This window comes from Bacillus cereus group sp. TH152-1LC (assembly GCF_027710505.1).
Classification (GTDB): domain Bacteria; phylum Bacillota; class Bacilli; order Bacillales; family Bacillaceae_G; genus Bacillus_A; species Bacillus_A mobilis.
This window is the reverse complement of the sequence record NZ_JAQFNK010000003.1, coordinates 18,145-32,571: the sequence shown is the minus strand read 5'-3', so window position 1 is coordinate 32,571 and position 14,427 is coordinate 18,145. Positions and strand designations below refer to the sequence as shown.

Sequence of the window (14,427 nt, the reverse complement as noted above, 5' to 3'; positions counted from 1 at the left end):
GAGGGAAATATGGCAGTTTTAGAAATAGTAAAGCATCCAAATGAAGTGTTAGAAACACCATGCGAAAGAGTAATTAACTTTGATAAAAAGTTAGTGAAATTGTTGAAAGATATGCATGAAACAATGTTAATTGCGGACGGAGTCGGTTTAGCTGCGCCTCAAGTAGGTGTAAGCTTGCAAGTAGCGGTAGTTGATATCGATGATGATACGGGGAAAATCGAGTTAATCAATCCATCGATACTAGAAAAACGTGGTGAACAAGTAGGTCCCGAAGGTTGTCTAAGCTTCCCGGGACTTTATGGTGAAGTGGAACGTGCGGATTATATTAAAGTACGTGCGCAAAATCGCCGAGGTAAAGTATTTTTACTAGAAGCAGAAGGATTTTTAGCACGTGCCATTCAACATGAAATCGATCATTTACACGGTGTGTTATTTACATCGAAAGTGACAAGATATTATGAAGAAAACGAATTAGAATAGGTATTAAAAGGAGCGGTTTTTTAATGATAAAAGTAGTATTTATGGGAACACCGGACTTTTCAGTGCCGGTGCTTCGTCGTCTTATCGAAGATGGCTATGATGTAATAGGTGTTGTGACGCAACCCGATCGTCCGGTAGGTAGAAAAAAAGTATTAACACCTACACCTGTTAAAGTTGAAGCAGAAAAACATGGTATTCCGGTGTTACAACCGTTAAGAATTCGTGAAAAAGACGAATATGAACAAGTCTTGGCGTTAGAGCCAGATTTAATTGTAACAGCTGCTTTCGGTCAAATTGTACCAAATGAAATTTTAGAAGCACCGAAGTATGGATGTATTAACGTCCACGCGTCTTTACTACCTGAACTTCGTGGTGGTGCACCAATCCATTATGCAATTATGGAAGGTAAAGAAAAAACGGGTATTACAATTATGTATATGGTAGAGAAATTGGATGCTGGTGATATCTTAACGCAAGTAGAAGTGGAGATTGAAGAGCGTGAAACGACAGGCTCTTTATTCGATAAGTTAAGTGAAGCAGGGGCACACCTTCTATCTAAAACAGTACCTTTATTAATCCAAGGTAAGTTAGAACCAATTAAACAAAACGAAGAAGAAGTAACGTTTGCATATAATATAAAACGTGAGCAAGAGAAAATTGATTGGACAAAAACAGGTGAAGAAGTATACAATCACATTCGCGGATTGAATCCATGGCCAGTTGCTTATACGACTTTGGCAGGACAAGTTATTAAAGTATGGTGGGGAGAGAAGGTCTCTATTACAGAGAAAGCTGAACCAGGTACAATAGTAGCTCTTGAAGAAGATGGATTTGTTGTTGCAACAGGGAATGAGACAGGTGTTAAAATCACTGAATTGCAACCTTCTGGTAAAAAACGTATGAGTTGTTCACAATTTTTACGCGGCACAAAACCTGAAATTGGAACGAAGTTAGGAGAAAATGCATGAGTAAAAATGTTCGTGAGTTAGCTCTTGATGGCTTAATTCAAGTAGAAAAAAGTGGTGCATACAGTAACTTACTTTTAAACAATCTAATTGAAAAAAATGCAATTGATAGAAAAGATATTGGTTTGTTAACTGAAATTGTATATGGAACGATTCAACGTCGTGACACATTAGATTATTATTTACAGCCTTTTTTAAAAAAGAAGGTTGAGGCGTGGGTAAGAGTATTACTTCGCTTATCTTTATACCAAATGATTTATTTAGACCGAGTGCCCGAAAGAGCGGCTATTCATGAAGCAGTTGAAATTGCAAAACGTCGCGGGCATAAAGGGATTGCTGGTATGGTAAACGGGGTATTACGTTCGATTCAAAGAGAAGGGGTACCTTCTGTAGATGAAATCAAGGATCCAGTAGAACGTTTGGCAATTGCAACAAGTCATCCAATGTGGCTTGTTCAAGACTGGGCTTCTGAATATGGTTTAGAGACAGCAGAGAAAATGTGTGAAGTGAACATGTTACCCCCAGTACCAACAGCGCGTGTAAATGTTGATAAAATAACAGTAGAAGAAGCAATTGAGTTGTTGGCTAGTGAAGGTATTGAAGCGAAGCGTGGCGATTTATCAGAGGATGCAATTCAAATTGAAAGAGGGAATGTAGCGCATACAGATGCGTTCAAAAAAGGTTTTCTTTCTATTCAAGATGAAAGTTCTATGCTTGTAGCACGCGCTTTAGAACCGAATGAGGGAGATGTAGTTCTTGATAGTTGTGCTGCTCCGGGCGGAAAAACAACGCACATTGCAGAGCGATTAAAAGGAACAGGTCAAGTTATGTCTCTTGATTTACATGCACACAAAGTACGTTTAATTAAACAGCAAGCAGAGCGACTTGGTTTAGAAAATGTCGAAACAAAAGCACTAGATGCTAGAAAAGTGCAAGAACACTTTGCGAATGAAACATTTGATAAAATATTAGTAGATGCACCATGTTCTGGATTTGGTGTGATTAGACGTAAACCTGATATTAAGTTAGGTAAAAATAAAGGCGATAGTGAAAGATTATCGACGATCCAACTTGCAATACTAGAAAAAATAGCACCATTGCTTAAACAAGGGGGTCGCCTTGTTTATAGTACGTGCACAATAGAAAAAATAGAAAATGAACAAGTAATTAAGCAATTCTTACAAGAGCATCCTGAATTTGAATGGGATACTACGATAAAAGATCGCATGCCAGAAAAGTTAAATCCGTATATTGATGAAGGTCAAGTACGAATTTTACCGCATTATTTTGCAACAGATGGCTTTTATATTGCTTGTTTAAGGAAGAAGGTGTAGCATCGTGGAAACGACTGTGAGAAAACAAAAGAAAAATCTAGAAACGAAGAAACCATCAATTTATTCTTTACAACTTCATGAAATGCAAGATTGGTTAAAGGAACAAGGAGAACCGAAGTTCCGTGCAGGACAAATCTTTGATTGGCTATATAAGAAACGTGTAAAAAATTATGACGACATGTCGAATCTTTCTAAAGGATTACGCGATAAATTGTCGAATTCCTTTGATATTACTACTTTAAATACATTGGTAAAACAAACGTCTTCTGATGGAACAATTAAATTCTTATTCCAATTATATGATGGTTATTCTATTGAAACAGTGTTAATGCGACATGAATATGGAAATTCTATTTGTGTAACAACACAGGTCGGATGCCGTATTGGTTGTACGTTCTGTGCATCTACACTTGGTGGGTTAAAACGAAACTTAGAGGCTGGAGAGATTGTAGCACAAGTAGTAGAAGTGCAACGTGCACTAGATGAAACAGAAGAACGTGTAAGTTCGCTTGTTGTTATGGGAATTGGAGAGCCGTTTGATAATTATGACAACTTAATGTCATTCTTACGCATTATAAACCATGAAAAAGGAATTCATATTGGCGCAAGACATATGACAGTTTCAACAAGTGGAATTGTTCCAAAAATTTATAAGTTCGCTGAAGAAGATATGCAAATTAATTTTGCGATTTCATTGCATTCTGCAAATACAGAGTTACGTTCAAAATTAATGCCGATTAACCGTGCTTATAAGCTACCAGATTTAATGGAAGCTGTTAAATACTATGTAAATAAAACAGGGCGTCGTATTACGTTTGAATATGGCTTATTTGGAGGAGAAAATGACCAAGTTGAGCAAGCGGAAGAACTTGCTGCGCTTTTAAAAGGTGTAAAATGTCATGTAAACTTAATTCCGGTAAACTACGTACCTGAACGTGATTATGTACGTACGCCACGTGAACAAATTTTCTTATTTGAAAAAACGTTAAAAGATCGTGGAGTGAATGTAACAATTCGCCGTGAACAAGGTCATGATATTGATGCAGCCTGCGGTCAGTTACGTGCGAAGGAGCGTAAAGAAGAGACGAGGTGACGAGATGAAAGCCGTGTTTCTATCGGATAAAGGAAAAGTTCGTCAACATAATGAAGATAGTGCAGGAGTTTTTCACAATTTAGATGGAAATATATTAGCGGTAGTAGCAGATGGAATGGGAGGTCATCGAGCTGGTGATGTAGCTAGCTCGATGACTATTCAATTATTCCATGATTATTGGAAGCAAACGCATAATATGAATGAACCAAAAAAAGTAGAAGAGTGGTTACATACGAGTGTTGGGATTATTAATGAGCGTATATATGAGTACTCTAAACAACATGTAGAATGTAATGGTATGGGAACAACACTTATAATAGCGATTTGTACGCCAAACTTTGTGACAATAGGTCATATAGGAGATAGTCGTTGTTATATGATATCAGAGGGAGAAATCTCGCTTGTAACAGAAGATCATTCCCTTGTAAATGAACTTGTGAGACATGGTGAAATTTCAAAAGAAGACGCAGAATATCACCCGAAAAAGAATGTTTTGTTAAGGGCATTAGGAACAGAAGAGAAAGTCGGATTAGATGTGAAAACATTGGTGCTTGAGGAAGATGATCAGTTACTTCTTTGCTCTGATGGATTATCTAACAAAGTTTCTATTGCTGATATGCAACAAATTTTACAGCTAAATGAACAGCTTGAAACGAAGGGACAACGTCTCATTCAATTGGCGAATGATCGTGGCGGGGAAGATAATATCACCCTTGTTCTTATTGATTATGCGGGTTCGACAAACGAAAGTAGGTGAAGTGCAACGTGCTGATTGGAAAACGCTTAAATGACCGTTATAAGCTACTGAAAATGATTGGTGGCGGTGGAATGGCCAATGTGTATTTAGCTCATGATGATATACTTGGTCGAGATGTAGCGGTAAAAATATTAAGACTCGACTATTCAAATAACGAAGAGTTTATTAAACGTTTCCATCGAGAAGCGCAGTCTGTTACAACGTTGTCGCATCCAAATATTGTGAATATGTATGATGTCGGAGAAGAAGATGGTATATATTATCTTGTAATGGAGTATGTACCAGGACAAACATTGAAGCAATACATAATTGAGCGAGGGATGTTACCTATAGGAGAAGCTCTTGATATTATGGAGCAGTTAACATCCGCCATGGCACACGCCCATCATTTTGAAATTGTGCACCGTGATATTAAACCGCACAATATTTTAATTCGAGCTGATGGAGTAATAAAAGTAACAGATTTTGGAATTGCGACAGCTACAAGTGCAACAACAATTACACATACAAATTCGGTACTCGGTTCGGTGCATTACTTATCACCAGAACAAGCGCGCGGTGGGATAGCAAATAAACAATCAGATATTTATTCTCTAGGAATCGTTATGTTTGAGTTGTTAACAGGGAGACAACCGTTTTCTGGCGAATCTGCTGTTGCTATAGCTTTAAAACATTTACAAAGTGAAATTCCGTCTCCAAAGAGATGGAATGAAAATATTCCGCAAAGTGTCGAAAATATTATATTAAAGGCAACTGCGAAAGATCCGTTTCACCGATATCAATCTGCCAATGCGATGAAACGAGATATTGAAACTGCGCTATATCCAGAGAGGATAAATGAGCAGCCATTTTACATACCGGAAGATATGGAAGCGACAAAAGCGATTCCTATTATTCAACAAGAACAATTATTCGAAAATGTAACTGATGAAACAATTGTTTTAAAAGGAAGTAAAGTGGATGAACAGAAAAGAAAAGAAGAAACGGAATTAAATAAGAAGAAAAAACGAAGTAATAAATGGATCAAGGTTTTAATAACGACATTTTTACTTTTAGCAATTGGAATAACGTTAGCGCTTACTGTTATTCCAGGATTCTTTATTCCAAAAGATGTAAAAGTCCCTGATGTGGCTGGTATGAAGTACGCGACAGCGGTAAATAAATTAGTTGAAAAGGGTTTTGAGGTTACGGAACCTAATATTGTATATACAGATGATGTTGAAGCCGGTGATGTGATAAAAACAGACCCTGTGGCAGGAAGAGTCGTGAAAGAAAACTCTAAAATTACTATCTATCAATCAGGCGGAAAAAAGAAAAGTAAGATGAGTGATTTCACAGGAAAAGATTTTGAGAGTATAAGGGCTGAATTAGAAGAAAAATATAAGCAAGTTACAATAAATTATATTGAAAATGATAGGCCAAAAGGTGAAATCGTAGAGCAAATTCCAACGCCGGATCAAATGGTAGTAGAGGCGGAACAAGAACTGAAAATTTGGGTAAGTAAAGGTCCTTATCAAATTAGACCAGGTGATTTTTCAGGATGGACTGAAAATAGCGTAAATGGTTATTTGAATGAGAGAAAACTAACTCCAGATATAAAACGAGAGTATTCTGATACTGTTGATAAAGGACTTGTAATTTCGCAATCTCCAAAACCAGGAACGCCGTTAAAAGAAGGAGATAAAGTGACGATTGTCATCTCAGAGGGGCCTAAGCCGAAAGTAACGAAAACAGTGAAAGTGGATAATATTTCTATTCCGTATGAGTCTTCTATAATTGGTGAGAAAAAACCGCAAACAATAGAAATTTATAAAGAAGATATGCAACAAAAAATGGATAGACCAATTGAAACTAGAACAATTTCAGAATCGGCAACTATTTCTTTAGAATTTGTAATTCAAGAAGGTACAAAAGGACACTATAAAGTTGTACGAGATGGTGTAACGATTATGGACAAAGAAGTACCATACCCAACTCAATAATAATGACTTCCATTTTCTTTCTAAAGGGGATGGAATGTATGACTCTTGCCTGTTATGCTGTCTACTTATAGTGGACTGTATAACAGGCAAAAATATATGATTCAAAAAGCTATAAAAGTGATACTGTTATAAATAATATGTTGAATTTGATGGTAGATTAAATATATTAACTTGTATATATGACGGGTTTTGAAATAAGTATTTAAAGAATTCTAATCCATTCAATATGAATTACAGCTTCACTTTATACAAAATAAAGGAGAATTATATGCCAGAAGGAAAAATTGTAAAAGCTCTAAGTGGGTTTTATTATGTGCAGCATGAAGAAGGGATTACACAATGCCGCGGGCGTGGTGTGTTCAGAAAAAATAAAATTACACCACTGGTAGGAGATCAAGTTGTTTTTCAAGCAGATAACCCAAGTGAAGGATACGTGCTTGAAGTATTTGATCGAAAAAATGAACTTGTTAGGCCACCTATTGCTAATGTTGATCAAGCAATTCTCGTTTTCTCAGCAGTAGAACCAGATTTTAATCCGGGACTGTTAGATCGATTTTTAGTGCTGATTGAATATCATAATATTAAGCCGATTATTTGCATTAGTAAGATGGATTTAGTGGATGAAAGAATGAGAGAGACTGTTGAATCTTATGCGAATGACTATCGTGAGATGGGATATGATGTATTATTTACTTCTATAAATACATCGGAAAGTATTGATATTTTAAAACCATTCTTAGAAGGCTGTGTTTCTGTTGTAGCAGGGCAATCTGGTGTAGGGAAATCTTCTATGCTTAACGTTTTACGTCCAGATTTAGAACTGAAAACGAATGATATTTCCTCGCATTTAGGACGCGGGAAACATACGACAAGACACGTGGAATTAATTGCGGTTGGAAGCGGACTAGTTGCAGATACACCTGGTTTTAGTTCACTTGATTTTATAGATATAGAGGTAGAAGATCTTACATATTGTTTTCCAGAGTTGAAAGAAGCGAGCCAATACTGTAAATTTAGAGGGTGTACACATCTTTCCGAACCGAAATGTGCTGTGAAGGCTGCGGTTGAAGAAGGAAAAATTACAGAATATCGTTATAAGAATTACAAACAATTCGTAGAAGAAATTAGAGAGAGAAAGCCGAGGTATTAGTTATGATTAAAATTGCACCATCGATCTTATCAGCAGATTTTTCAAAATTAGGGGAAGAGATTAAAGATGTAGAAAAAGGCGGAGCGGATTACATTCACGTCGATGTAATGGATGGACATTTCGTACCAAATATTACGATTGGACCATTAATTGTAGAAGCGATCCGTCCGATTACATCTTTACCATTAGATGTACATTTAATGATTGAAAATCCTGATAACTATATCCCGACTTTCGCAAAAGCGGGAGCGGATATTATTACTGTTCATGTAGAGGCGTGCCCTCATCTGCATCGTACAATTCAGTTAATTAAATCTCATGGCATTAAAGCCGGAGTTGTATTAAATCCGCATACGCCAGTTTCAACGATTGAGCATGTATTAGAAGATATAGATATGGTATTACTTATGACAGTAAACCCAGGATTTGGTGGCCAGAAATTTATCCATTCTGTATTACCGAAAATTAAACAAGTTGCAGAAATGGTTAAAGAGCGCAATCTAGAAGTAGAAATTGAAGTTGATGGTGGTGTAAATGCTGAAACAGCAAGACTTTGTATTGAAGCAGGAGCAAATGTACTTGTAGCTGGATCAGCAGTATACAATCAAAAAGACCGCGGTGAAGCAATTCGCGTCATTCGTGGATAATGAATGAACGAGTCTTTATCCCAGTGAAACTTCTAGTGTAGTAAGTTTTCACTATTTATAAAGGATAGAGAAAAATATGTAAAAAGGCAATCTACCGAATGGCAGATTGCCTTTTTACAATAGAAGGGGAAGGAAACATGATTATTCATATTTTAGCGGGCGGACCTGTGGAATATTGTGCAGATTTTTCTCGATATGAAAGTGAGAAAGTAGTGTGGGCGGCAGTTGATAGAGGCGTATATCGTTTATTAAAAGGAGGAATTACTCCAGCTGTTGCGTTTGGAGATTACGATTCAGTTACTGAAGAAGAATTAGTATGGATGGGCCAGCAAACAAATGACTTACATATTGTTCCTCGCGAAAAAGATCAAACAGATTTAGAAATTGCGATTAACTGGGCGTTAGAACAAAAGCCGACATTGATTCGTATTTTTGGTGCCACTGGTGGAAGGCTGGATCACGGTTTAGCAAATATACAGATGCTTTTAAGAGGGTTAGAAGTAGAGATAGAAATGTGTATTGTAGACAATAAAAATGAAATAAGCGTGAAAAAAGTGGGTACACATATAATTGAAGATAATAAAAATTTCCCTTATGTATCTTTTGTGCCGGTTACTGAAATAGTGGAAGGGATTACATTGCTTGGATTTAAGTATCCTCTAACTAATAAAACAATAGAATGGGGATCAACACTTTGTATTAGTAATGAACTCGTTGAGGAAAAAGGTACTTTTTCATTTACTTCTGGCATATTAATGGTGATAAGAAGCACTGATTAAAGAAACAATTTTGCTCCTTACATCATATAGTGAACAAGTGGAGTAATGGGGATTAGGAGGGAAACCATGAGATTTTATACAATTAAGTTACCTAAATTTCTTGGTGGAATTGTTCGTGCCATGTTAAATACCTTCAAAAAAGATTAAAAAAAGCACCTATTACCGGTGCTTTTTCCATTGTCATAGTAAAAAAAGAGCCTAGCGGCTCTTTTTTTTATTATTAAACACGTTCGATTTTGCCAGATTTTAATGCTCTAGCAGAAACGTAAACACGTTGAACTTTTCCGTCGATGCGTACGCGAACTTTTTGAAGGTTAGCGCCCCATTTACGTTTTGTAGCGTTCATTGCGTGAGAACGAGAGTTACCAGAACGAGCTTTTCTTCCAGTGATAGCACAAACACGAGCCATTTATATTTCCCTCCCTTGATACCTTACCATACGTAATTTTTCAATGTTAGTCTTTTTTGCGATGCTAAAAACACTACTATAATTTAACACAACTAAAAAGAGAATGCAACACCGTAGAAAAAAGAAATCAAGAAAATTTACTTGACACCATATGTCGATGAGGAAAAGTTGAAATCAAGAAAAATTGCTTGACATATTATAGTGGTACATGTTGTATAATAACAATGGACTATTTTGCTCATCATAAAAAATGTGGTTTAAAACATAAAATATGAGAGTGAAAAGAAAGAACGATGGAATTTTCTTTAAAAAGATTATATGATAGTAACTAAAGTAGTCTAGCTCACTTTCACCATTTATGAAGGGGGAAACGAGATGTCAATTGAAATTAAAACGAAGTATGGTCAAATTGATATTAGTACAGATGTAATTGCAACAATTGCTGGAGGTGCCGCAGTAGATTGCTACGGTATCGTAGGTATGGCATCAAAAAATCAGTTAAAAGATGGTTTAACAGACATTTTACGAAAAGAAAACTTCACTAGAGGTGTTATTGTTCGTAAAGATGAAGATGAAGTACATATTGATATGTATATTATTGTGAGCTATGGTACGAAAATTTCAGAAGTAGCACATAACGTGCAGACGAAAGTGAAATATACATTAGATCAAACTGTAGGACTAGCAGTAGATTCTGTAAACATCTACGTACAAGGAGTTAAAGTAATAAACTTGTAATGTGCATTAAGGAGGAAAATCTGTGTCAATTCAAAAAATTGATGGGAAACGTTTATCACAAATGATCATGCAAGGAGCGAATAATTTAACAAATAATGTTCAGCTTGTTGATGCATTAAACGTATTTCCAGTTCCAGATGGCGATACCGGTACAAACATGAACTTATCAATGACTTCAGGCGCACGTGAAGTGAAAGCAAACCCTTCACAGCACGCTGGTAAAGTCGGTGTAAGTTTAGCCAAAGGATTATTAATGGGAGCTCGTGGTAACTCTGGGGTTATTTTATCTCAGTTATTCCGTGGTTTCTCTAAATCCATTGAACAAAAAGAAGAATTAACAACAGTTGATTTTGCTGCAGCTTTAGATGCTGGGGTAGAAGCGGCTTACAAAGCGGTTATGAAACCGATTGAAGGAACGATTTTAACGGTTGCAAGAGAAACGGGTAAATATGCAGTGACAGTTGCGAAAAAACAGCGCGACTTTGTTTTGTTTATGGAAGACGTTGTGAAAGAAGCGAATGCATCGTTAAATCGTACGCCAGATTTATTACCTGTATTAAAACAAGTTGGCGTTGTAGATAGCGGTGGTAAAGGTCTTGTTGTTGTATATGAAGGATTTTTAGCTGACTTAAAAGGAGAAACGATTTCTTCTAATGTATCTGCCCAACCATCTATGAATGACATGGTACGCGCAGAACATCACCGTAGTGTACAAAGCCAATTGAGTACAGAAGATATAAAGTATGGATATTGTACGGAATTCATGGTGAAATTAGAGCCTGAAAAAATGAAAGAACATAATTTCTCTGAACAAAAATTCCGTGAAGATATTAGTGTATACGGAGATTCACTACTTGTTGTATCAGATGATGAGGTTGTTAAGGTTCATATTCATGCGGAACATCCTGGAGATCCTATGAATTATGGACAACGCTATGGTAGTTTAATTAAGATTAAAGTAGAAAATATGCGTGAACAGCATACTGCTTTATTAGATGAGCCTACTATGATGCCTGAGCCGACTAGCCAGTCTAAAGAGAAACAACCGTACGGTATCGTCACTGTAGCTATGGGATCTGGTATCAAAACTTTATTTGAGAGCATTGGCGCGACGAAAGTGATCGAAGGTGGCCAAACGATGAATCCAAGTACGGAGGATATTGTGAAGGCGATTGAAGAAGCGAACGCTGAAAAAATCATTATTTTACCGAACAACGGAAATATCGTGATGGCAGCAGAACAAGCAGCGTCAGTTGTTGATCAAGAAGTGATTGTGATTCGTTCAAAAACAGTTCCTCAAGGTATGGCTGCAATGTTAGCATTTAATCCAGTTGGAACGTTAGAAGAGAATGAAGAAAACATGAAAGAAGCTTTATCTCATGTGAAAACCGGTCAAATTACGTATGCGGTACGTGATACGGAAATTGATGGTGTAGCAATTCAAAAAGATGATTTCATGTGTATCGCAGATGGAAAAATCGTATCAACAAATGCTGCAAAAGTAGGAGCTGCAAAGCAATTACTAGAAGCACTTATTGATGAAGATTCTGAAATCGTAACGATTCTACAAGGTGAAGATGCAACTGACGAAGAAGTAGCTGAGTTAGTTGAATTTGTAGAAGAGAACTTTGAAGACGCAGAAGTAGAAGTGCATGCTGGAAACCAACCGGTGTATTCTTTCATCTTCTCTGTAGAATAAGAAGAAATTCGTTTTGAAAATAAATGGATTGCTTACTTGCTAATGGATAAGAAGTAGTAATATGAAGTTTATTACTAGTTTTTATTCAAAAGGCTAGCATATTGAAGATAAAAAAGAGCCTTGCTGCTAATAGTGAGGCTCTTTTCTTTCGTGTTGCTTATGAGGGATTTGAGTAGTTTCTCTTAGAATGCCTATGATAGAATATATAAGGTGAAATAGAGCGATTACAGATGTTAATCGCGTTAATGGATAATGAATCAAAGAAAATAATGTGACGGAGCGTGAGAATCTTGAATGAAGTTGTACAAGTTCCTGTTACGGATGTAAAGGGAATCGGAGGAGAAACATCTGAATTACTACACGAGATGGGAATTTATACAGTTTCTCATCTATTAGAACATTTTCCGTACCGTTATGAAGATTATGCGATGAAAGATCTTGCTGAAGTAAAGCATGATGAACGGGTAACAGTTGAAGGGAAAGTTCATAGTGCTCCTTTACTACAATATTATGGGAAGAAGAAGTCGCGTCTTACGGTTCGTGTCCTCGTCGGTCGTTATTTAATTACAGCTGTATGTTTTAATAGGCCGTACTATAAGCAGAAGTTAAACTTAGATGAAACGGTAACGATTACTGGTAAATGGGATCAGCATCGTCAAACGATTGCGGTATCAGAGCTTCATTTTGGACCGGTTGCGCGTCAACAAGAAGTAGAGCCTGTATACTCAGTGAAAGGGAAACTTACAGTAAAACAGATGCGCCGTTTTATTGCCCAAGCATTCAAGGAGTATGGAGAATCTATAGTTGAAGTGTTGCCTGATGGATTGCTAAGTCGATATAAATTATTGCCGCGTTATGAAGCGCTTCGGGCGTTGCATTTTCCAGCAGGGCAGGAAGATTTAAAACAAGCACGTCGCCGTTTTGTATATGAGGAGTTTTTCTTATTTCAGCTGAAAATGCAAACATTACGGAAAATGGAGAGGGAAAATTCGAAAGGGACGAAAAAAGAAATTCCTTCAGCAGAATTGCAAGAGTTTATCGATGCACTTCCGTTTCCGTTAACTGGTGCACAGAGCCGGGTAGTAGATGAAATTATGAAAGATATGACATCTCCTTATCGGATGAATCGTCTGTTGCAAGGTGATGTAGGTTCTGGGAAAACAGTCGTTGCAGCGATTGGCCTTTATGCAGCGAAATTAGCACATTATCAAGGTGCTTTAATGGTTCCTACAGAAATTTTAGCGGAGCAACATTATCAATCGCTCGCAGAGACGTTCTCACACTTTGGTATGAAGGTTGAATTGCTAACAAGTTCTGTTAAAGGTGTAAGGCGTCGAGAGATTTTGGCTAAATTAGAACAAGGAGAAATAGATATCCTTGTCGGAACACATGCTTTAATTCAAGATGAAGTTATCTTTCATAGGTTAGGTCTCGTTATTACTGATGAACAACATCGATTTGGTGTAGCGCAGCGACGAGTTTTAAGGGAGAAAGGTGAAAGTCCAGATGTATTATTTATGACAGCGACCCCAATTCCGCGTACGTTAGCAATTACTGCATTTGGAGAGATGGATGTTTCTATAATCGATGAGATGCCAGCTGGTAGAAAGGTAATTGAAACATACTGGGCAAAACATGATATGTTAGATCGAGTTCTTGGTTTTGTGGAGAAGGAGATAAAAAAAGGAAGACAAGCATATGTAATTTGTCCCCTTATTGAAGAATCGGAGAAACTTGATGTACAAAATGCGATTGATTTACATAGTATGCTGACTCATCATTATCAAGGGAAATGTCAAGTCGGATTAATGCATGGAAGATTATCATCTCAAGAAAAAGAAGAGATAATGGGACAATTTAGTGAAAATAAAGTGCAAATTCTTGTGTCGACAACGGTTGTTGAAGTAGGTGTGAACGTACCGAATGCGACTGTAATGGTTATTTATGATGCAGAACGTTTCGGTTTATCGCAGCTTCATCAGCTCAGGGGACGTGTTGGGCGTGGTAGTGAACAATCATATTGTTTATTAATCGCGGATCCAAAATCGGAAACGGGAAAAGAGCGAATGCGTATTATGACCGAAACGAACGATGGATTTGTATTGTCAGAAAAAGATTTAGAGTTAAGAGGTCCTGGAGATTTCTTTGGAAGTAAGCAAAGTGGTTTACCAGAATTTAAGGTTGCTGATATGGTACATGATTACCGAGCGTTAGAAACTGCGAGACAAGATGCGGCGTTACTAGTAGATTCTGAAGCATTTTGGCATAATGATCAATATGCTTCGTTGCGTACTTATCTTGACGGGACAGGTGTGTTCCAAGGAGAGAAGCTCGATTAAAGAGAGGCAACAAAAGTTTTTGTTGCATTCTACTTTTAATGATTATATACTACTG

14 protein-coding genes are annotated in these 14,427 nt (G+C 37.0%); 13 read left to right on the top strand and 1 reads right to left on the bottom strand.

Annotated elements, in window-relative coordinates; all coding sequences use genetic code 11:
- The first annotated feature begins 9 nt into the window (after positions 1-9).
- The 10 genes from def to spoVM all read left to right on the top strand — a co-directional run bounded on the left by def (position 10) and on the right by spoVM (position 9,334).
- Entirely contained in the window at positions 10-480 is a 471-nt protein-coding gene (def, locus tag PDL00_RS09845) for a peptide deformylase (RefSeq protein WP_061678221.1), read from the top strand.
- 23 nt (positions 481-503) lie between these two features.
- Entirely contained in the window at positions 504-1,448 is a 945-nt protein-coding gene (gene fmt, locus PDL00_RS09840; protein WP_000598793.1) for a methionyl-tRNA formyltransferase, read from the top strand.
- Positions 1,445-2,779, top strand: a complete 1,335-nt coding sequence (rsmB, locus tag PDL00_RS09835; protein WP_071721380.1) for a 16S rRNA (cytosine(967)-C(5))-methyltransferase RsmB — start codon at positions 1,445-1,447, stop codon at positions 2,777-2,779. Before fmt ends, rsmB begins: the two co-directional genes overlap by 4 nt.
- Before the next feature lie 4 nt (positions 2,780-2,783).
- Positions 2,784-3,872 carry a 23S rRNA (adenine(2503)-C(2))-methyltransferase RlmN gene (rlmN, locus tag PDL00_RS09830; RefSeq protein ID WP_000450538.1) on the top strand — a complete coding sequence of 363 codons (1,089 nt, stop codon included), beginning with the start codon at positions 2,784-2,786 and terminating at the stop codon, positions 3,870-3,872.
- A gap of 4 nt (positions 3,873-3,876) precedes the next feature.
- Positions 3,877-4,629 carry a Stp1/IreP family PP2C-type Ser/Thr phosphatase gene (locus tag PDL00_RS09825; protein WP_242253090.1) on the top strand — a complete coding sequence of 251 codons (753 nt, stop codon included), beginning with the start codon at positions 3,877-3,879 and terminating at the stop codon, positions 4,627-4,629.
- A gap of 8 nt (positions 4,630-4,637) precedes the next feature.
- The gene (prkC, locus tag PDL00_RS09820) at positions 4,638-6,611 is read left to right on the top strand and encodes a serine/threonine protein kinase PrkC (protein ID WP_270728857.1); all 1,974 of its coding nucleotides are present in this window, start codon (positions 4,638-4,640) and stop codon (positions 6,609-6,611) included.
- Positions 6,612-6,879: 268 nt separating this feature from the next.
- Entirely contained in the window at positions 6,880-7,761 is an 882-nt protein-coding gene (gene rsgA, locus PDL00_RS09815; RefSeq protein ID WP_001113938.1) for a ribosome small subunit-dependent GTPase A, read from the top strand.
- A gap of 2 nt (positions 7,762-7,763) precedes the next feature.
- A complete protein-coding gene (rpe, locus tag PDL00_RS09810) occupies positions 7,764-8,408 on the top strand; it encodes a ribulose-phosphate 3-epimerase (RefSeq protein ID WP_071713222.1) in 645 nt (214 codons plus the stop codon).
- Between the two features lie 98 nt (positions 8,409-8,506).
- A complete protein-coding gene (locus PDL00_RS09805; RefSeq protein WP_242253104.1) occupies positions 8,507-9,187 on the top strand; it encodes a thiamine diphosphokinase in 681 nt (226 codons plus the stop codon).
- A gap of 66 nt (positions 9,188-9,253) precedes the next feature.
- Positions 9,254-9,334, top strand: a complete 81-nt coding sequence (gene spoVM / locus PDL00_RS09800) for a stage V sporulation protein SpoVM (RefSeq protein WP_001213599.1) — start codon at positions 9,254-9,256, stop codon at positions 9,332-9,334.
- Positions 9,335-9,407: 73 nt separating this feature from the next.
- Here the strand turns inward: spoVM and rpmB are convergent, their stop codons facing one another.
- Entirely contained in the window at positions 9,408-9,596 is a 189-nt protein-coding gene (rpmB, locus tag PDL00_RS09795) for a 50S ribosomal protein L28 (RefSeq protein WP_000124776.1), read from the bottom strand.
- A gap of 375 nt (positions 9,597-9,971) precedes the next feature.
- On the opposite strand from rpmB, the gene PDL00_RS09790 reads away from it, so the two are divergent.
- From PDL00_RS09790 to recG, 3 genes are all read left to right on the top strand, one after another.
- Positions 9,972-10,334, top strand: a complete 363-nt coding sequence (locus tag PDL00_RS09790) for an Asp23/Gls24 family envelope stress response protein (RefSeq protein ID WP_000021109.1) — start codon at positions 9,972-9,974, stop codon at positions 10,332-10,334.
- A 22-nt stretch (positions 10,335-10,356) separates the two neighbouring features.
- On the top strand, positions 10,357-12,033 hold the full coding sequence (locus PDL00_RS09785) for a DAK2 domain-containing protein (RefSeq protein ID WP_000027124.1): 1,677 nt from the start codon (positions 10,357-10,359) through the stop codon (positions 12,031-12,033).
- Between the two features lie 290 nt (positions 12,034-12,323).
- Positions 12,324-14,372 (top strand): ATP-dependent DNA helicase RecG, encoded by a 2,049-nt coding sequence (gene recG / locus PDL00_RS09780; RefSeq protein WP_262740389.1) that lies wholly within the window; start codon positions 12,324-12,326, stop codon positions 14,370-14,372.
- Positions 14,373-14,427: the final 55 nt, after the last annotated feature.

Bases quoted from the DNA above. Each gene is read 5' to 3' on its own strand.
- rpmB (WP_000124776.1), bottom strand. From the start codon at position 9,596: ATGGCTCGTGTTTGTGCTATCACTGGAAGAAAAGCTCGTTCTGGTAAC.
- PDL00_RS09790 (WP_000021109.1), top strand. From the start codon at position 9,972: ATGTCAATTGAAATTAAAACGAAGTATGGTCAAATTGATATTAGTACA.
- fmt (WP_000598793.1), top strand. From the start codon at position 504: ATGATAAAAGTAGTATTTATGGGAACACCGGACTTTTCAGTGCCGGTG.
- spoVM (WP_001213599.1), top strand. From the start codon at position 9,254: ATGAGATTTTATACAATTAAGTTACCTAAATTTCTTGGTGGAATTGTT.
- PDL00_RS09805 (WP_242253104.1), top strand. From the start codon at position 8,507: ATGGCAGATTGCCTTTTTACAATAGAAGGGGAAGGAAACATGATTATT.
- rsgA (WP_001113938.1), top strand. From the start codon at position 6,880: ATGCCAGAAGGAAAAATTGTAAAAGCTCTAAGTGGGTTTTATTATGTG.
- PDL00_RS09825 (WP_242253090.1), top strand. From the start codon at position 3,877: ATGAAAGCCGTGTTTCTATCGGATAAAGGAAAAGTTCGTCAACATAAT.
- rsmB (WP_071721380.1), top strand. From the start codon at position 1,445: ATGAGTAAAAATGTTCGTGAGTTAGCTCTTGATGGCTTAATTCAAGTA.
- rpe (WP_071713222.1), top strand. From the start codon at position 7,764: ATGATTAAAATTGCACCATCGATCTTATCAGCAGATTTTTCAAAATTA.
- def (WP_061678221.1), top strand. From the start codon at position 10: ATGGCAGTTTTAGAAATAGTAAAGCATCCAAATGAAGTGTTAGAAACA.